The organism is Bradyrhizobium sp. AZCC 1577, assembly GCF_036924575.1.
Classification (GTDB): Bacteria; Pseudomonadota; Alphaproteobacteria; order Rhizobiales; family Xanthobacteraceae; genus Bradyrhizobium.
The window spans coordinates 4,966,946-4,983,401 of the sequence record NZ_JAZHRQ010000001.1 but is presented as its reverse complement, the minus strand read 5'-3'; the positions used below and the strand labels follow the sequence as shown (position 1 = coordinate 4,983,401).

General features: G+C 64.5%; 17 protein-coding genes. 5 read left to right on the top strand and 12 right to left on the bottom strand.

Annotated features, from left to right (window positions below; translation table 11 throughout):
* Window positions 1–146 precede the first annotated feature (146 nt).
* The gene (locus tag V1278_RS23630) at window positions 147–1,130 is read left to right on the top strand and encodes a DUF2155 domain-containing protein (RefSeq protein WP_334368709.1); all 984 of its coding nucleotides are present in this window, start codon (window positions 147–149) and stop codon (window positions 1,128–1,130) included.
* Between the two features lie 32 nt (window positions 1,131–1,162).
* Here the strand turns inward: V1278_RS23630 and V1278_RS23625 are convergent, their stop codons facing one another.
* Window positions 1,163–2,128, bottom strand: coding sequence for a LysR family transcriptional regulator (locus tag V1278_RS23625; RefSeq protein WP_334382357.1), 966 nt, complete (start codon window positions 2,126–2,128; stop codon window positions 1,163–1,165).
* A 103-nt stretch (window positions 2,129–2,231) separates the two neighbouring features.
* On the opposite strand from V1278_RS23625, the gene V1278_RS23620 reads away from it, so the two are divergent.
* Both V1278_RS23620 and V1278_RS23615 read left to right on the top strand, forming a co-directional pair.
* Entirely contained in the window at window positions 2,232–3,413 is a 1,182-nt protein-coding gene (locus tag V1278_RS23620; RefSeq protein ID WP_334382356.1) for an MFS transporter, read from the top strand.
* Between the two features lie 26 nt (window positions 3,414–3,439).
* Entirely contained in the window at window positions 3,440–4,474 is a 1,035-nt protein-coding gene (locus tag V1278_RS23615) for an aldo/keto reductase (protein ID WP_334368713.1), read from the top strand.
* Window positions 4,475–4,552: 78 nt separating this feature from the next.
* Here V1278_RS23615 and aat read toward each other — a convergent pair whose 3' ends face one another.
* A complete protein-coding gene (gene aat / locus V1278_RS23610) occupies window positions 4,553–5,227 on the bottom strand; it encodes a leucyl/phenylalanyl-tRNA--protein transferase (protein ID WP_334382355.1) in 675 nt (224 codons plus the stop codon).
* Between the two features lie 132 nt (window positions 5,228–5,359).
* Between aat and V1278_RS23605 the strand changes: the two genes are divergently transcribed.
* Window positions 5,360–6,301, top strand: a complete 942-nt coding sequence (locus V1278_RS23605) for an AEC family transporter (protein ID WP_334382354.1) — start codon at window positions 5,360–5,362, stop codon at window positions 6,299–6,301.
* Here V1278_RS23605 and V1278_RS23600 read toward each other — a convergent pair.
* The 6 genes from V1278_RS23600 to V1278_RS23575 are packed head-to-tail and all read right to left on the bottom strand — an operon-like array spanning window position 6,298 to window position 10,924.
* Window positions 6,298–7,173 carry an amidohydrolase family protein gene (locus V1278_RS23600; protein ID WP_334382353.1) on the bottom strand — a complete coding sequence of 292 codons (876 nt, stop codon included), beginning with the start codon at window positions 7,171–7,173 and terminating at the stop codon, window positions 6,298–6,300. The two genes, V1278_RS23605 and V1278_RS23600, sit on opposite strands and share 4 nt — an antisense overlap.
* 24 nt (window positions 7,174–7,197) lie before the next feature.
* Complete coding sequence (locus V1278_RS23595; protein WP_334368719.1) at window positions 7,198–7,581, bottom strand: RidA family protein; 384 nt, start codon at window positions 7,579–7,581, stop codon at window positions 7,198–7,200.
* 28 nt (window positions 7,582–7,609) lie between these two features.
* Window positions 7,610–8,413, bottom strand: coding sequence for a 2-oxo-hept-4-ene-1,7-dioate hydratase (gene hpaH / locus V1278_RS23590; RefSeq protein ID WP_334382352.1), 804 nt, complete (start codon window positions 8,411–8,413; stop codon window positions 7,610–7,612).
* A gap of 3 nt (window positions 8,414–8,416) precedes the next feature.
* On the bottom strand, window positions 8,417–9,271 hold the full coding sequence (locus V1278_RS23585) for a fumarylacetoacetate hydrolase family protein (RefSeq protein ID WP_334382351.1): 855 nt from the start codon (window positions 9,269–9,271) through the stop codon (window positions 8,417–8,419).
* Between the two features lie 46 nt (window positions 9,272–9,317).
* Entirely contained in the window at window positions 9,318–9,935 is a 618-nt protein-coding gene (locus V1278_RS23580) for a flavin reductase family protein (protein ID WP_171579794.1), read from the bottom strand.
* A gap of 11 nt (window positions 9,936–9,946) precedes the next feature.
* Entirely contained in the window at window positions 9,947–10,924 is a 978-nt protein-coding gene (locus V1278_RS23575; protein ID WP_334382350.1) for a Bug family tripartite tricarboxylate transporter substrate binding protein, read from the bottom strand.
* Between the two features lie 171 nt (window positions 10,925–11,095).
* On the opposite strand from V1278_RS23575, the gene V1278_RS23570 reads away from it, so the two are divergent.
* Window positions 11,096–11,884 carry an IclR family transcriptional regulator gene (locus V1278_RS23570; RefSeq protein WP_334382349.1) on the top strand — a complete coding sequence of 263 codons (789 nt, stop codon included), beginning with the start codon at window positions 11,096–11,098 and terminating at the stop codon, window positions 11,882–11,884.
* Between the two features lies 1 nt (window position 11,885).
* Here the strand turns inward: V1278_RS23570 and V1278_RS23565 are convergent, their stop codons facing one another.
* From V1278_RS23565 to accC, 4 genes are all read right to left on the bottom strand, one after another.
* Window positions 11,886–12,977, bottom strand: a complete 1,092-nt coding sequence (locus V1278_RS23565) for a sensor histidine kinase (protein WP_334382348.1) — start codon at window positions 12,975–12,977, stop codon at window positions 11,886–11,888.
* Window positions 12,974–13,414 carry a response regulator gene (locus V1278_RS23560; RefSeq protein WP_334382347.1) on the bottom strand — a complete coding sequence of 147 codons (441 nt, stop codon included), beginning with the start codon at window positions 13,412–13,414 and terminating at the stop codon, window positions 12,974–12,976. Before V1278_RS23560 ends, V1278_RS23565 begins: the two co-directional genes overlap by 4 nt.
* Window positions 13,411–14,943: a sensor histidine kinase gene (locus V1278_RS23555; RefSeq protein ID WP_334382346.1), complete on the bottom strand. Its 1,533-nt coding sequence runs from the start codon at window positions 14,941–14,943 to the stop codon at window positions 13,411–13,413. The genes V1278_RS23560 and V1278_RS23555 overlap by 4 nt, the downstream gene beginning before the upstream one ends.
* A 127-nt stretch (window positions 14,944–15,070) precedes the next feature.
* Window positions 15,071–16,423 carry an acetyl-CoA carboxylase biotin carboxylase subunit gene (gene accC, locus V1278_RS23550; protein WP_057845234.1) on the bottom strand — a complete coding sequence of 451 codons (1,353 nt, stop codon included), beginning with the start codon at window positions 16,421–16,423 and terminating at the stop codon, window positions 15,071–15,073.
* Window positions 16,424–16,456: the final 33 nt, after the last annotated feature.

The following is a 16,456-nucleotide window of genomic DNA, read 5'->3' as shown; positions in this document are numbered from 1 at the left end:
TTCCAGGCCCATGATATTCACTGCGGCAGGATGAGGGCAAACCGCCCTTTCCCCGCCGTATTCACCGTGTTAACCGGGAGGGACGCGAGCGGCGGACAAGTCTGTACTATGTCGCGAGCCCGATTCGCCTGTTAAAGCCGCGCGAGATGCTTCGAACCATTGCCATGACCGGTCTTGCGGCCCTGATTGCCGCCACCACGACCTCGCTTGCGCCGCCAGCGCAGGCGCAGATCGGCAATATCTTTTCCGATCCTCCGCTGCGGCCGCCGGGCGCCATTCCCCGCGGCAATCAACAGCAGCAACAATTCCCCGACGACGACGAGGAAGTGCCGGAACTGCCGCGCGGCCGGCTGCTGCCGACCCCGAACCGTCCGCCGCCGGGGCAGGGCGCTCCACCGCCGGGAAGCTTCCAGTCGCAGCCGCTGGCGCCGCCGCCCGGCACCACCGCTCCTCCGCAGGGGACGCAGCCGGGCGTCGCGGTTCAGCCGCCGCAGCCCGGAGGTCCAGGCGTCGCCAACGCGCCATCGGGTCAGCGGCAGCCCCCGGCCAAGGGCGTGCCCAATTCGCCGGCGACCCTGCAGCCGGGCGACGAGGTCGTGTCCGAACCGCCGGCCACCAAGATCACCAACAAGAAGGCGAGCTTCTCCGGCCTCGACAAGATCACCGGCCGCATCATCAATTTCGACGAGGACATCGGCGAGACCGTGCAGTTCGGCGCACTGCGCGTGAAGACCAGCGCCTGCTACACGCGCCCATCGACGGAAGCTGCCAACACCGATGCGTTCGTCGAGGTCGACGAGATCACGCTGCAAGGCGAGGTGAAGCGGATCTTCTCGGGCTGGATGTTCGCTGCCAGTCCCGGTCTGCACGGCGTCGAGCACCCGGTCTACGATATCTGGCTCACCGACTGCAAAGGCCCTGACCAGACCATCGTCAGCGCGCAGCCCGATCCGGCCAAGTCGGCCGCGCCGCCGCAGGCTGCGAAGCGTCCGCCGCCGCCGAAGCAGGCGGCGCCGCGCCCGCCAGGACCGCCGCCGCAGCCGCAATTCCAGCAGCAGCCGCAGCAGGCCCCACCGCCTCCGCCGCAGCAGCGGCCGGGCGGGTTGTTTGGTGGATTGTTCGGGAATTAACGGCGTCCATGCCCCGCGGGGCACTTCTACACCTAGCATCCGTATCCGCCGTGCAGCTTCCACTTGCCGTCGGCCGTGCGCCTTAGGGTGGGGTCGCCCATCCGGATGTGCGTTGCGAGGAAATCGATGAAAGTGCGCACGCGCGCCGGCAGCGGTCCGGCGTGGCCGACGTAGATCGCATGAATGTCTTCGCGGTCCCCGGGATTGTAGTTCTGCAGCATCGGAACGAGGCGCCCGGCCTCAATGTCGGGACCGATGTGGAATAGAGCCAAGCGCGCGCAGCCAACGCCGCCGAGAGCGAGCCGGCGGACCGCTTCGCCGTCGCTGGCGCGCGCGGCTGGCGGCGGCAGCACCTCCTCGATCCGCTCGCCGCGCCGGAACGGCCAGCCGCGAATGCTGCGCGGAAAAGTCCAGCCGATGCCGCGATGACTGGCGAGTTCGGCCGGCGTCTTCGGCTCGCCGAAACGGGCAAGATAGGACGGCGCGGCTACGACCGCCATGCGGCTGGTTCCGAGCTTGCGCGCGACGAGGCGCGAAGCCCCCAGCGGCCCGACGCGGATGGCTACGTCGGCGCGCTCCTGCATCAGGTCGATGATTGTATCGGTGAAGACAATGTCGACCGTGATCTCCGGATGCTCGACGAGGAAGCGCGGCAACAGCGGCATCACGTGCTGCATGCCAAAGGGGATGTTGCTGTTCACCATCAGATGCCCGCGCGGCGCTGCGCCGGAGCCGGCCTCGCGCTCGGCCTCCTCGATCTCGCCGAGGATGCGCAGCGAGCGCTGGTAGAAGGCTTGGCCTTCCTCAGTCAGTTGGAGTTTGCGCGTCGTCCGGTTGACGAGCCGCGTGCCGAGCCGGGCTTCCAGGCGGGATACCAGCTTGCTGACGCCGGATGGGGTCAGGCGAAAGCTCTTTGCCGCGGCGGTGAACCCGCCGAGGTCGACGACGCGGACGAAGACCTCCATCTCGGCGGAACGATTGGTGTCGAGTCGAGCCATGTTGATTTCACGTCACAAATGATTGGACTACCGGCACTCTAATTCTTCTGCCGCCCTTTCGCTATTTGCGTTGCAGCGACCCTGTCCTGATCCGGAGCAACGCATGCCTGCCGCCGTCCTTGCGCTGACCGCCGGTGCCTTTGGCATCGGCACCACTGAATTCATCATCATGGGTCTCTTGCTGCAGGTCGCCGCCGACATGCAGGTCTCGGTCCCCGCGGCAGGTCTCCTGATTTCCGGCTATGCGCTCGGCGTGTTCGTGGGTGCGCCGATCCTGACGCTGGCGACGCGGCGGATGCCGCGCAAGGCGGTGCTGCTTTCTCTGATGGCGATCTTTACCTTCGGCAACGCCGCCTGCGCGCTGGCGCCGGACTACGGGCTGTTGATGGCGGCGCGGATCCTCACCTCTCTCGCCCATGGCACATTCTTCGGCGTCGGCTCGGTGGTGGCGACGAGCCTGGTCACTGAGGACAAGCGTGCCTCCGCAATTGCCACCATGTTCATCGGATTGACGGTGGCTACTCTGCTCGGCGTGCCCTTTGGTGCGTGGTTCGGCCTGATGCTGGGATGGCGTGCCGCGTTCTGGGCGGTGACCGTGATTGGGCTGGTCGCCTTCGCTGTATTGGTCGTTCTGGTTCCCGGCAACGTGGGCGGCAATGAGAAAGCCACTTCGCTGCGCGAGGAGCTGGCGGTGGTCGGCCGTCCGCGAGTCCTTCTCGGCCTCGCCATGACGGTGTTCGGTTTTGCCGGCCTGTTCGTCGTCGTTACCTATGTCCAGCCGATCCTGACGCGGCTGACCGGCTTCTCTGAAGCGGCGGTCTCGCCGATCCTTCTCGTGTTCGGCGTCGGACTGTCGATCGGCAACGTTGCAGGAGGGCGGCTCGCCGACCGTGGTCTCGGACGCGCCCTGATCGGCACGCTTGCCGCGCTTGCGCTCGTCCTCGTCGCGCTTGCGGCGGTGCTGTCGATCAAGGGTCTCGCCGTGGCCTTCATCTTTCTGCTTGGCACCGCCGCCTTCGCCACCGTGGCGCCGCTGCAGCTTCGCGTGCTCGAAGCGGCCGGCGCGGAGGGGCGCACGCTCGCATCCAGCCTCAACATCGCGGCCTTCAATCTTGGCAATGCGCTCGGCGCCTGGGCCGGCGGGCTTACGATCGATCGCGGCTTGGGCCTTGCCGCGCTTCCGCTCGTCGCGGCGGCGATCACCGCGGCGGGACTCCTGCTGGCGCTATGGAGCATGTATCTGGACCGTCCGGTACCTTCCGCCGCGGCGTGCCCGGCGGAATGAAAGCAAAGGATCAAAAGGGAGCACTGATGGAATATCGCAACCTCGGCGCCTCGGGCCTGAAGGTCCCCGTTATCAGTTTCGGTACTGGCACGTTCGGCGGACAGGGGCCGCTGTTTTCGGCCTGGGGCCGGAGTGGCGCCGAGGAGGCGAGGCGGCTAATCGACATTTGCCTCGAGGCCGGCGTCAACCTGTTCGACACCGCCGATGTCTATTCGAACGGCGCGTCGGAAGCGATTCTGGGCGCCGCGATCAAAGGCCGCCGCGACAGGGTGCTGGTCTCTACCAAGACGAGCTTGCCGACGGGTGACGGTCCATTCGACGCCGGCTCATCGCGACATCGCCTCGTGTCGGCGGTGGACGCCGCCTTGCGGCGGCTCGGAACCGACTACATTGACTTGCTGCAGCTCCACGCCTTCGATGCCTTCACGCCAATCGAGGAAGTGCTGTCGACGCTTGATGGGCTCGTCCGTGGCGGCAAGTTGCGCTATGTCGGCGCCTCCAACTTCTCGGGCTGGCAGTTGATGAAGTCGCTCGCCATTGCCGAGCGTCACGGCTGGACGCGCCATGTGGCGCACCAAGTTTATTATTCGCTTGTCGGCCGCGACTATGAGTGGGAGCTCATGCCGCTCGGCCTCGATCAGGGCGTCGGCGCGCTGGTCTGGAGCCCGCTGGGTTGGGGGCGTCTCACCGGCAGGATACGACGCGGCCAGCCGCTGCCGGCTGGTAGCCGCCTGCGCGAGACGGCGCAGTTCGGTCCGCCAGTCGACGAGGAGCGGCTCTATCGCGTCGTCGATGTCCTGGATGCCGTCGCGACCGAGACCGGTCGCACTGTGCCGCAGGTTGCGATCGCATGGCTACTCACCCGCCCAAGCGTGTCGTCCGTGATCATCGGCGCGCGCGACGAAGCGCAACTGCGCGACAATCTCGGCGCCGTCGGCTGGTCGCTGACCGCCGAGCAGGTCGCGCTCCTGGACAAAGCGAGCGCGGTGATGCCATGCTATCCCTATTATCCTTATCGTGTCCAAGAAGGCTTTGCGCGATTGAACCCGCCGCCGGTTTGAGCCAATTGGAAGCGGGCGACACAACGAGCCAGTAGCTCTCGATTTGCCCGGCGCCGCGCGCACAAGGTTTAGACCAAATCAACTGCGTTTGGCGATGATCGCGAGTGCGTCGGCACCGCTGACGCTGAGCGGCAAACGCATAAAATCCGCTGGCTCTCCCGCAATCGCCTTGTCGAGCAAGGTGCGATAGCGGCGCCTTGGAATTTCAACCGCGCCGAAGCTGCGCAGATGTTCGGTGACGTATTGCGTGTCGAGCAGCTCGAACCCGCCTGCGATCATTCGCGCCACCAGATGCACCAGCGCCACCTTGGAAGCGTCGCGGGCGCGGTGAAACATGCTCTCGCCGAAGAAGGCCCGCCCCAGGCTGACACCGTAGAGGCCGCCTGTGAGGTCGCCGTCCTGCCAGACCTCGACGCTGTGGCAGTGTCCGAGCTCGTGGAGCCCGAGATAGAGATCGCGGATGCGCTTGTTGATCCAGGTGTCGTCGCGGCCCGGCTGGGGCGCCGCGCAGCCCGCGATGACCGCCTTGAAGGCGGTATCGACGGTAACACGGAAAGTGTCCGAACGCACGGTGCGGGCAAGCCGCGAGGCGATGCGGAAGCCGTCGAGCGGAATGACCCCGCGCATTTCCGGCTCGACCCAGAACAGTGTCGGATCGCCGGCACTCTCGGCCATCGGGAAGATGCCGCAGGCATAGGCCCGCAGCAGCACTTCGGGCGTGATTTCGGAAGCAGCAGACTCGCGCGAGGTCATGTGTCGATGATAGCAGGACACACGGGGCGTATGCTACGTTCCATAACAAATTGGTGCGCAGCATAGCCGCATCCATACGAAGCGGATGACGACGGGGTATTCGCCCGGCCGAATTTCCAAGATGAGTGCGGCATGAGCGCAGTATTGATCGTCGTTCCGGTGTTCGCCTTGATTGCGGCGGGTTATGCGGCAGTCGCGCTGCGTTTCATCTCGCCGACGGCGCATAAGGGCATTGCCGAGTTCGCCTTTAGCATCGCCATTCCGGCGCTGCTGTTCCGGATCGTGGTTGTCGCGGAATTCCCCGCCGTGAGCGCCTTCTCGGTGTGGGGCGCCTATTATGGGGCAACGGCGGTCACGTGGATCGCCGCGCTGCTGGCGTCATCGCTTCTCCGGCAATCCCGGGCGGATGGCGTGGTGCTTGCGATCGGCTCGATCTACGGCAACATCGTGATGCTCGGCATTCCCCTGACGTTGTCGGCGCTGGGAAGTCAGGCCGCCGGCTCGATGGCCTTGATCCTGTCGGTCAACACGCCGCTGCTCTGGCTCTGCGGCACGCTGCAGATGGCGTGGGCGGAACGAAAATCTTCCGAGACGGCGCCGCTGCTGGTGCTGCGGGCCGTGCGCGAAATCGCGCGCAATCCGATCATGCTCGCGCTCGGCTTCGGCTTTCTCTGGCGCCTCACCGGCTTGGGGCTGAACCCTGTCGCGGACAAGACTCTGGAACTGCTGGCGCAGGCGGGCTCGCCCACGGCCCTGATCGCGCTCGGCATCAATCTCTTCGGATTCAGGATCAAGGGCCAGGCGCTCGGCATGGCGGTGATGTGCGCGCTCAAGCTCTTGGCGATGCCGGCCGTTGCGGCGGTCCTCGCGTTCCATGTTCTGGCGTTACCGCCGATTTCCGCGGCCGTGGTCGTTGTTTTCGCCGCGATGCCGACCGGCGCCAATGCCTACATCTTCTCGGCTCAGTACGGACGGCTCACCGAAGCCGTCTCGGGCGCCGTCGCGCTCGGCACGACGTTGGCGGCGGTGACGTTGCCCGTTGTCGTGTTATTCGTGACGGCCGCCCCGCGCTAGTCCTCGTAGCCGAACAGCATGGCCGGGTTGGTGACCAGGATCCTCTTCAGTTCCGCTTCATCGGCCACATAGCGGTAGAGAAGTTCGAGCAGGTCGGCATCGTTGGGCGGCTGCACCACCGAAACCGGGTGCGGCCAGTCGCTGGCCCAGACGCAACGGTCCGGCGCCGCCTCGATGTAGGCGCGCGCGATCGGAATGACGTCGTCCCAGGGCGGGCCCTTCTTCGAGGTCTTTTCGCCGAGCGACAGCATTACCCAGAAATTGCCCTTGGACAGGAGCTCCAGCATCTTCTGCAGGTTCGGGTCGTCCTTGCCGCGCGTCGGGTCGGGCCTCGCCATGTGATCGATCAGTAGGGGGACGTCGAGATTTTCGTACTTCGCGACGCTGGAGACGATACCGTCCTTCTCCGGCTGGATTTTTGCATACCAGCCGAGTTCACGAATCTTCGCGATGGCGCGGGCAAAATCCTTGTCCGAGAGCACGGCGCCGAGTTCCTGGCGGAAGCTGAAGCGGGCGCCGCGGACACCGGCATCGTGCAGCTTGGCGAGATAGGCGTCATCGGCTTCGGCAAACACCAGCGCGTTGGCACAGCCGCGATAGTTCGGTCCCATCGCGGCGAGGCCATCGAGCACCACCGAATGATCGGCGCCATAGGTCGTGGTCTGCACGATGATGCCGCGCTCGATGCCGAGCGCCTTGTGGACGCGAAGCGCGGCCTCCCAGGTCGCAGTCGGCATCTGGTAGGCGGCACCCGGCCGCACCGGATATTTTTCCAGCGGCCCCAGCACGTGAAACTGGCTGTCGACGCTCTTCGGCGGCGGCAGTTTTGAGGGACGGCGCGGGTTCGGATCGAACGGAAGATAGGTCGGCATCTCGGGTTCCTTGTCTGATCGCGGTCAGCCGATTACGGCGGTGAAATCGCATTGCACGAGCGCGCCATTCTCCATGTCCATCTGCAGCGCATGGCGGGCAGGGCGGGAATGCTCGTCGGGAAACATCTTCAGCCATTCGGTATTGACCGGCGCGCGCTGCTTTCGATCTTGCAGCCATACCGTCATCTTGATGATGTCATCGGTCGTACCGCCGCCGGCTTCGACGATTGTCTTCATATGCGCGAACATGTTGGCGCACTGGTCCTCGATGCGCTCGGGCATTGCGCCGGTCGCGGGATCACGGCCGAGAATGACGCCGGACATCAGGAGATGGCCGATACGGCAGGCGTTCGGAATGGGATTGGCGTGCTTGAATTCGCCGATGTGAATGCTCTTGCGCCTTGTCATCACTGCTCTCCCTCCGGGATGCTCTCGTTCAGACGAACTGGCAGGACACCGATCCGAACCGGCCGTAATCGGCATGAAATGTATCGCCCCTGATGATCTCGACCGGGCGCGTAAACGATCCCGCCAGCACCACTTCGCCGGCCTCGAGATACTCGCCTTGGGCAGCCAGCCGATCGGCAAGCCAGGCCACGCCGTTGGCAGGGTGGTTGAGCACGCCGGCGGCGATGCCGGTCTCCTCGATCTGGCCGTTGCGAAACAGCAGCGCGCCGATCCAGCGCAGGTCGGCGTCGAGCGGACGAATGGGCCGGCCTCCGACGACCAGCGCCGCATTCGCGGCATTGTCGGAGATCGTATCCATCACCTTGCGCGGCGCCTTCGTCTCGGGATCGACGCGATGCATCCGGGTTTCCAGGATTTCGAGCGCCGGCGTGACGTAATCGGTGGCGTTGAGCACGTCGAACAGGCTGCAATCCGGGCCCTTCAGCGGCGTCTTCAGCACGAAGGCCAGTTCGACCTCGATGCGGGGCGCACGGAAACGGTCGAACGGGATCGGCGATGCATCGGGGTAGAACATGTCGGCGAACAGCACGCCGTAATCCGGCTCGGAAATGCCGACGGCGTTCTGCATCGCTTTCGACGTCAGGCCGATCTTGTGGCCCCTGACAATGCGGCCGCGGGAGAGCTGCAACCTGGTCCAGGCGCGCTGAACGGCGTAGGCGTCCTCGATCGTCAGATCAGGAAATTCGCGCGTGAACGCCGGGATCAACGACTTGCTGCATTCGGCGTCATCGAGGCGCTGCGCCAGCCGTTCGACGGTTTGTTGATCGAGCATCTTCTATTGCTCCGCCGCCACGGTGTTGCGAAGGATGCCGATCTTTCCGGACTCCACCTCGACGACGTCGCCGACCTTAAGCCAGCGCGGCGGCGTGAATCGGGCGCCGGCCCCGGTGGGGGTACCGGTGGCGATCATGTCGCCGGGTCTTAAGGTGGCAAAGGTGGAGAGGTAGGCGATCAGGTAATCGAACGGGAACATCAGCCGCTCGGTGGAGTCGCTCTGGCGCACCTCGCCGTTGACACGGGTGATGATGTCATGCGGGCCACGCGGATCGCATTCGTCTGACGTGACGATCCACGGCCCGATGCTGCCCGAGCGGTCAAAATTCTTGCCCTGGGTGACGTTGAACTTGCCGTGGTGCAGCCAGTCGCGAACGCTGCCCTCGTTGCACAGCGTCATGCCGAAGATGTGCTCCCACGCGCGCTCGCGGGGAATGTGCCGGCCTTCCTTGCCGATGACGATTACCAGCTCGCCTTCATAGTCGAGCTGTTCGGAGACCTTCGGCTTCTCGATCGGCTGGCCGGAGCCGACGACGGAGGAGGGGTTGCGCACGAACAGGCTCGGATATTTCGGCAGATCCGAGTTGTCCTTGTACTCGGCGTTGCGATCCCTGTAGTTGACGCCGATGCACCAGAGCTTTTCCGGAGCCGGGATGGGCGGCAGCAGCACGAGGTCATCGAGCGCATGGTCCGGCTTCTGCCCGGCAATTGCCTGGCGCGCGATGTCAAGCCCGCCTCCGGCGATCAGCGCCCGCAGGTCGGCAAACTTCGTCCGTTCGGTCAGGTCGACGACCCCGCTTCGGATGCGCGCGCCGAAGCGCGGCTTGCCGTTTGCAAGATAGCTCAGAAGATGCATGCGATCGGTCTCCGGATCAGCGCGGCGCGCGATGGCGCGGCACGCTTCAGGATTCAGTTTTGGACGTCTGGAATACGGGTTTTAAGGTGACGATCTCGCCGAGCTTGGCGTAACGCGGGCCGGCGATGCGGGCGATCGGGTCGAGCGCCTCGGTTTCGATCTTGCCGTTGTTCAAAAGGCCATCCCTGATGTGGAAGACCAGTACTTCGCCGACGATCAGCCGGCTACGGGTCTCGCCGAATTCGAGGCACTGCCGGAAGCGGCATTCCATCGCAATCGGTGCGGCCGCGAGACGAGGCACCTTGATGCGCTCTCCCGGCAGTGTCGAAAGCCGCAACTCCTCGACCTCGCTGACGTCGGGCGGATGTTCGGTGGAGCTCTCGTGCACTGCCGTCATCAGGCTGGAGTCCGCGATGTGAACGACATATTCCTCGTTGTTGAGGATGTTCTGCGCGGTATCCTTGTAGATTCCACCCTTGCGGCCGACGCTGATGGCCAGCATCGGCGGCTTCGGGGAGACGAACGTAAAGGCAGAGAATGGCGCGAGGTTGAGCACCCCGCCGCTCGACAGGCTGGTCACCCAGGCGATCGGGCGGGGCACCACGACGCCGGTGATCAGCCGGTAGGCCGTTTCAGCGTCGAGATATGCAGGATCGATCCGCATCGGGATACGCTTCAATCAGCCTTGATGTTCGCCTTGCGGACGACGGGAATCCACTTCGCGTCCTCGCGTTCGAGGTAGCTCGTGAACTCTGCCGGCGTCATCGATACGGCCTCGGCGCCGAGCGCGTTGAACTTCTCGACGACGGCGGGATCTTTCAGGATCTCCGCGAGGGTATCGTGGAGCTTGGTCACGATTTCGGGCGGCGTGCGTGCGGGCGCGAACAGGCCGGTAAAGGTCTGGCCGTCAAATTCCTTGTGGCCGAGTTCGGTGAAGGTCGGGACATCCGGTAGCCAGGAGGCGCGGCGGCTGCCGGTGACGGCGAGTGCACGCAGCATGCCGCTCTTGATCGAAGGCAATCCGACCGAGATCTGGTCCAGGGCAAACTGCACCTGTCCGCCGATCAGGTCGTTGAGAGCGGGCGCGTTGCCGCGGTAGTGCACCGTCAGCCATTGCAGGCCCAGCGTCGACTGCATGAGCTCGCTGAGCAGATGGTTGGTGGTGCCTTGGCCGGGCGAGGCCATCGTCAGCTTGCCCGGATCGCGGCGCGCGAGCTCGATGAATTCCTTCAAGTCCTTAGCCTGAACCGACGGATGCACTTCGAGCACCAGCGGCGTCATCGTGATCGAGGTGATGGGAACGAAGTCCCGCTTCCAGTTGTAGGCCTCGCGCTTGGCGATCTCGGGTGCGAACAGCACGGGACCATTGGCGCCGACGAACAAGGCGTAGCCGTCGGCCGGCATTTTCGCGAACGCCTCGCCGGCGATCAGTCCGCCGGCGCCAGCCTTGTTTTCCACGATGAACGGCTGGCCCAGCTTCGCCTGCAGCCTGTCGGCGATGACGCGCGCGGCGCTATCGACATTGCCGCCTGCCGGGTAAGGGACGATCAGCTTAACCTGACGCGCCGGCCATTGCTGGGCGCCTGCCGGTGCGTTCAACGCTGCCGTGAATAGTGCCGACAGAGCGATGCCTGCGATCGCGAAAAATTTCATCGCATTCTCCCGAAAAGCGGCACATCTGCCGCTACATTCTTGTTTTGCGCGAGCCCCGTCCCGAGCGGCATGCGCATGTATTGTTCCGCGGCAGCGATCTTGCGCGCAGCCCTTCCGCTGTCGACCAAATTGTGGTGTTTTTGTCCACATTGTGGACAGCGGGCGGGGCGTATGACGAATGGTCGGTTAAAGACAGGAGGGCCGCGGCAGGGTGGGCAGGCGATCCGCCGCGCGTTGGCCGTGCTGCGGACGCTCGCGGTTGGTGGGGAACGAGGCGTACCGTTGGCTGAAGTCGTGCAGGCGACCTCGCTCGCTCGCCCGACGGTACATCGCATCGTGCATGTGCTGATCGAGGAGGGGATTGTCGAACGCAGCGAGCGGACGGGAAATTATGTCGTCGGCCGCCAGGTGCCCGAACTGGCGCTGGCGCGTCCATCGCGTTCGCCCCTGATGGTTGCAGCCGAGCCGCATCTGGCGGCAGCATCGGCGCAACTCGGCGATACCTTGTTTCTCACGGTGCGCACCGGCCTCGATACGCTGTGCGTGGCGCGCCGCATCGGTAGCTATCCGATCCAGGTGTTGTCGATCGAGGTCGGCGTGCGGCGTCCCTTGGGCGTCAGCAGCGCTGGCGTGGCGATCCTGGCCGCCATGCCGTCAGCGGAGGCGCGCAAGATCGTGCTCGCCAACGAAACGCGTTTTGGCGCCTACCGGACCGATACAGCCACCGTGCTCGGACAGATCCAGCTCGCGCGGCGCCGAGGCTACAATCTGCGTGATGTCGGCCTCGTGCAGGGAACGAAGTCGCTTTCGGCCTGGATCCGGACTCCTGACGGCCAACCCGCCGCCGCGATTACGCTCTCCGCCATGCGCAACAGATTGGGCCCACGCCGTGCGATCGAGGTGGCGGACGTTCTTGTCTCGGCTGCGCGGGCGATCGAAGCGGCGACGGCGAGGGACTAGCCTAACTCGCCGCGGCGTTGGTCGACTTCGGCACCGCTGCTGGGATGCGGCGGAAACGCAGTACGATCCTGGTGCCGTGGTGGTTGGGATCGCGCTCGGCACTGGCATCCAGTTTGGCGGCCATGGCGCTCACGATGCGTTGTCCCATGCCGGTGGAGCGCGGGTCCGACTTGGCGTTGAGGCCGACGCCGTCGTCCGCGATCGAGACCACGAGGTCTTCGCCCTCGGGCTTGAGCTCGACGTGAATGGGACCGGCGCCGTCGGGATAGGCGTATTTGACGGCGTTCATCACCAGTTCGTTGACGATGATGCCGATCGCCACTGCGCGGTCCGGGTCGATCTCGATCGGTTCGGCCTTGAGCGTCAGCCGCGACATCCTGTTGCCCTCGGCCGAACGGCGGAGATCTTCCAGCAGAGCTTCGAGATACTGGTTCAACAGCACGCTCTTGAGATCGTGCGAGGTGTAGAGACGGCGGTGGACCTGGGCGACCGCCGCGACGCGTCCCATCGCATTGGTCAGTGCCGCCTTGACGTCGTCCTGGGTCGCCGAATTGGCCTGCAAGTGCAGCAACGAGGCGATGATCTGCAGGGAGTTGCCGACGCGGTGGTTGACTTCGCGCAGCAGCACTTCACGTTCGGCGGCGAGCGCCGCATAGCGGTCGCGCGAGGAGTGAACCTCGGCTTCGGCTTCGTCGCGGGCCCGTTGAAGCTCGGCCTGCCTGAGCGCGCCGGAAATCGCGACCTGAAGCAGCGGAATGAAATCGCCCCGCGTGTCCTTGACGAGATAGTCGGCAGCGCCGGCCTTCAGCGCCGTGACGGCGATCGCCGAATCCTGCGCGGCCGTGACAAACACCACCGGCGGGGCGTCCGGTATCGCCATGATGCGTTCGAGCGTTTCGAGGCCGTCGAGACCCGGCATGTACTGGTCGAGCGCAATCACGTCGATACCGCCTTGCGCCAGCCGCGCCAGGCCTTCTTCGCCGCCCGCCGCGTGCACGACCTTGAAGCCTGCCCGCGTCAGGCCGCGGTCGACCAGCCGGGCGAGGCCGGCGTCGTCGTCGATATAGAGCAGCGTCGGCGTCGCGGGTTTCATACGGCGGCCGGAGGGACCTGAATGACGGAGAAGAACAGACCGAGTTGGCGAATGGCGTTGGCGAAGCTTTCGTAGTTCACGGGCTTGGTGATGTAGACGTTGCAACCGAGTTCGTAGCAGCGCTTGATCTCGTAGGAGTCGTCGGTCGTGGTCAGTACCACGACCGGCGTGGTCTTGAGATACTGGTTTTCTTTCACCCGCTTCAGAATGTCGATACCGGACGTATCGGGCAAGTTGAGATCGAGCAAGATCAGGAGCGCGCCGCCCTTGTGGTCGAGGCCCGTCCCGTCCTTGCCGAACAGGTAGTTCAGCGCTTCTGTACCGCTGGTGAACGGTACTATCTCATTGTTTACGCCGGATCGGCGTATATTCCGTTCGATCAGGCGAGCGTGGCCCTCGTCGTCCTCGATCATGATGATGGTGACTGGATTACTCATATCCGTATGTTCCGGTTACCTGCTGGCCAATTAATGGGCAGTGTTATCGTGAACGTGCTGCCCTGGTGAAGTTCCGATGCGACCGACATGGTTCCCCCCAAGCGGCGCACCAATGCGCGGACATGAGCAAGCCCGATGCCTTGTCCCGGCTTGTCCTGGGTTCCCGCGCGGCGGAACAAATCGAAAATGCGCTGATGGTCCTTGGGATCGATGCCGCGGCCGTTGTCTGATATCTCGAATACCGCAAAGCCGAGCTTGGTGCGACCGCGAATCGTGATTTCGCCAGGCACGCCGGTTTTGAGATATTTGAGCGCATTATCGATCAGATTGGAGAATATCTGCTCCAGCGCAAGGCGATCGGTGACGATATTCGGCAATGCGTCGATCCGGATCTCGGCCTGGGCCTCCGCGGCCTGGTGCGCCACGGTCGCCGCAATGCCCTCGATCAGTTCTTTGGTATCGATCCGGACCGGCTCGAACTCGCGCCGCCCCTCGCGGGTGAGATTGAGGATCGCCGATATCAGCCGATCCATCTTGCCGATCGACGATTTGATGAAGCTGAGCGCTTCGGAGAAATCCTCCGAGAGCTTCTGGTCGGGACCTTCGAGTACGGGCTCGGCGGTATCGGTGGCATTTTCCGGGGCGGGCGGCGCTTCGGATTGCACGCGGGAAAGCGCTGCGATCCGCTTGAAGATGTCGCCGCGCAATTCCTCCAGCTCGCTCGTGAAGCCCATTATGTTCACCAGCGGCGAGCGCAGATCGTGGCTGACGATGTAGGCGAAACGCTGGATCTCGTCATTGGCTTCACGCAGATCCGCCGTGCGCTCGTCGATGGTGGCCTCGAGGTTGAGGTGGCTGTCGCGCAGCCTGGCGTCGGCCTCGTCGCGTGCGCGCGACGAACGGCGGACCAGGAAGATCGCAATGCCAGCCAACACGACCACGAAACCCGAGCCGATGCCGGTGATCGAGGCCGCCAAGGTCTGGCTGCGATCGGCGTTGGTCGTGCGCTCGACAAACAGACGGTCCTCCTCGGTTCGCATCCGCACGGCTAGATCGTCAATGTGTTTCATGGTGTCGCGCCCGATGCCCTCGCGCACGATCTTGGAGGCATCGTTCAGGCGCTGGGACCGGGCCAGCTCCATCGTCGTACGGAATTCATCGATGCGCTGGTCGTAGAGCGGCATCATCTCGTTCATGAGCCCCCGTTGAACCGGATTGTCGCTGACAAGCCGGCCCAACCGCGTCAGCGCCGGCGCCAGTTCGGACATGGCTTGCTCAAAGTCGGTCCGAAAGTCGGGGCGCAATGTTGCGAGGTAGCCGCGCTGTGCGCTTTCGGCACGCCGCAATTGCAATTGGACGAGCGATATCTGGTTCTCGACCTCGACGGTGCGTTGCACCGCGCGCGCGTCCTCGCGCGCCTTGTTCACCAGATGGACCGAACCCGCGCTGATGGCGGTCAACACCAATAGCCCCGCCGCAAGCAGCAGGATGTGGCCCACGGCGCGCTTGCGCTGGACATCAGCGATCACGGTGATCTCGCGTCATGGACAAGCGGAATACGCGCCCCCGGCAACCCCCTGTACATCCCAACGTGCGATGGAACCCATCGGTTCCATCGGCCGTCGAAAATTTCAGGCAATCTTCGCGCCCAGAGCTCTAGCCGTCCGCGGGTTGGCCGGCGAGGTACTGCTCGAGCCAGTGAATGTGGTAGTCGCCGTTGATGATATCGGCCTCCCGGACCAGTGCCCGGAACAGCGGCAGGGTGGTTTCGATGCCGTCGACCACCATCTCGTCGAGCGCCCGGCGCAGCCGCATCAGGCATTCGGCGCGAGTCTTGCCGTGCACGATCAGCTTGCCGACGAGCGAGTCATAATAGGGCGGAATGACGTAGCCCTGATAGACGGCGGAATCGATCCGCACGCCGAGCCCGCCGGGCGGATGGAATTGCGTGATCTTGCCGGGCGAGGGGCGGAAGGTCTGCGGGTTTTCCGCATTGACGCGGCATTCGATGGCATGCCCGATGATAGCAATCTCTTCCTGCTTCGCGGGCAGGTCGCCGCCGGCGGCGATGCGGATTTGCTCCAGCACGAGGTCGATGTCGGTGATGCTCTCGGTGACGGGATGCTCGACCTGGATGCGGGTGTTCATCTCGATGAAATAGAACTCGCCATCCTCATAGAGAAATTCGATGGTGCCGACGCCGAGATATTTCATGTCCCGCATCGCCTTGGCGCAGGTCTCGCCGATCTTGGCGCGGGCGGCGGCGGCGAGAACCGGCGAGGGGCCTTCTTCCCAGACCTTCTGGTGACGGCGCTGCAGCGAGCAATCGCGCTCGCCGAGATGGATCGCGCCGCCGCGGCCGTCGCCGAGAATTTGGATCTCGATGTGGCGCGGCTTCTGCAGATATTTTTCGAGATAGACCGAGGCGTCGCCGAATGCGGATTTCGCCTCGTTGGAGGCGGTGGACAGCGCCAGCATCAGGTCGTCGGCGGTGCGCGCTACCTTCATGCCGCGTCCGCCGCCGCCGGCGGCAGCTTTCACCAGCACCGGAAAACCGATCGCCTTGCCGATCGCCAGCGCGTCGTCGTCCGACGAGACCGCGCCGTCGGAGCCCGGCACCACCGGAATGCCAAGCCGCTTTGCGGTCTTCTTGGCCTCGATCTTGTCGCCCATCAGGCGGATGTGTTCGGCCTTCGGGCCGATGAAATGCAGATTGTGCTCGGCGAGGATTTCGGCGAAGCGGGCGTTCTCGGAAAGAAAGCCGTAGCCGGGATGCACGGCATCCGCGCCCGTTATCTCGCAGGCCGCGAGCAGCGCCGGGACGTTGAGATAGGAATCCTTTGAAGGCGGCGGCCCGATGCAGACGCTCTCGTCGGCGAGCCGCACGTGCATCGCGTCGGCGTCGGCGGTGGAATGCACGGCAACGGTGGAGATGCCGAGTTCCTTGCAGGCGCGCAGCACGCGCAGGGCAATTTCGCCGCGATTGGCTATGAGGATCTTGTCGAACATGTTTTTCCAAGCCGCGAGTAGCGAATGGCGAAT

Bases quoted from the DNA above. Each gene is read 5' to 3' on its own strand.
- V1278_RS23630 (WP_334368709.1), top strand. From the start codon at position 147: ATGCTTCGAACCATTGCCATGACCGGTCTTGCGGCCCTGATTGCCGCC.
- V1278_RS23625 (WP_334382357.1), bottom strand. From the start codon at position 2,128: ATGGCTCGACTCGACACCAATCGTTCCGCCGAGATGGAGGTCTTCGTC.
- V1278_RS23620 (WP_334382356.1), top strand. From the start codon at position 2,232: ATGCCTGCCGCCGTCCTTGCGCTGACCGCCGGTGCCTTTGGCATCGGC.
- V1278_RS23615 (WP_334368713.1), top strand. From the start codon at position 3,440: ATGGAATATCGCAACCTCGGCGCCTCGGGCCTGAAGGTCCCCGTTATC.
- aat (WP_334382355.1), bottom strand. From the start codon at position 5,227: ATGACCTCGCGCGAGTCTGCTGCTTCCGAAATCACGCCCGAAGTGCTG.
- V1278_RS23605 (WP_334382354.1), top strand. From the start codon at position 5,360: ATGAGCGCAGTATTGATCGTCGTTCCGGTGTTCGCCTTGATTGCGGCG.
- V1278_RS23600 (WP_334382353.1), bottom strand. From the start codon at position 7,173: ATGCCGACCTATCTTCCGTTCGATCCGAACCCGCGCCGTCCCTCAAAA.
- V1278_RS23595 (WP_334368719.1), bottom strand. From the start codon at position 7,581: ATGACAAGGCGCAAGAGCATTCACATCGGCGAATTCAAGCACGCCAAT.
- hpaH (WP_334382352.1), bottom strand. From the start codon at position 8,413: ATGCTCGATCAACAAACCGTCGAACGGCTGGCGCAGCGCCTCGATGAC.
- V1278_RS23585 (WP_334382351.1), bottom strand. From the start codon at position 9,271: ATGCATCTTCTGAGCTATCTTGCAAACGGCAAGCCGCGCTTCGGCGCG.
- V1278_RS23580 (WP_171579794.1), bottom strand. From the start codon at position 9,935: ATGCGGATCGATCCTGCATATCTCGACGCTGAAACGGCCTACCGGCTG.
- V1278_RS23575 (WP_334382350.1), bottom strand. From the start codon at position 10,924: ATGAAATTTTTCGCGATCGCAGGCATCGCTCTGTCGGCACTATTCACG.
- V1278_RS23570 (WP_334382349.1), top strand. From the start codon at position 11,096: ATGACGAATGGTCGGTTAAAGACAGGAGGGCCGCGGCAGGGTGGGCAG.
- V1278_RS23565 (WP_334382348.1), bottom strand. From the start codon at position 12,977: ATGAAACCCGCGACGCCGACGCTGCTCTATATCGACGACGACGCCGGC.
- V1278_RS23560 (WP_334382347.1), bottom strand. From the start codon at position 13,414: ATGAGTAATCCAGTCACCATCATCATGATCGAGGACGACGAGGGCCAC.
- accC (WP_057845234.1), bottom strand. From the start codon at position 16,423: ATGTTCGACAAGATCCTCATAGCCAATCGCGGCGAAATTGCCCTGCGC.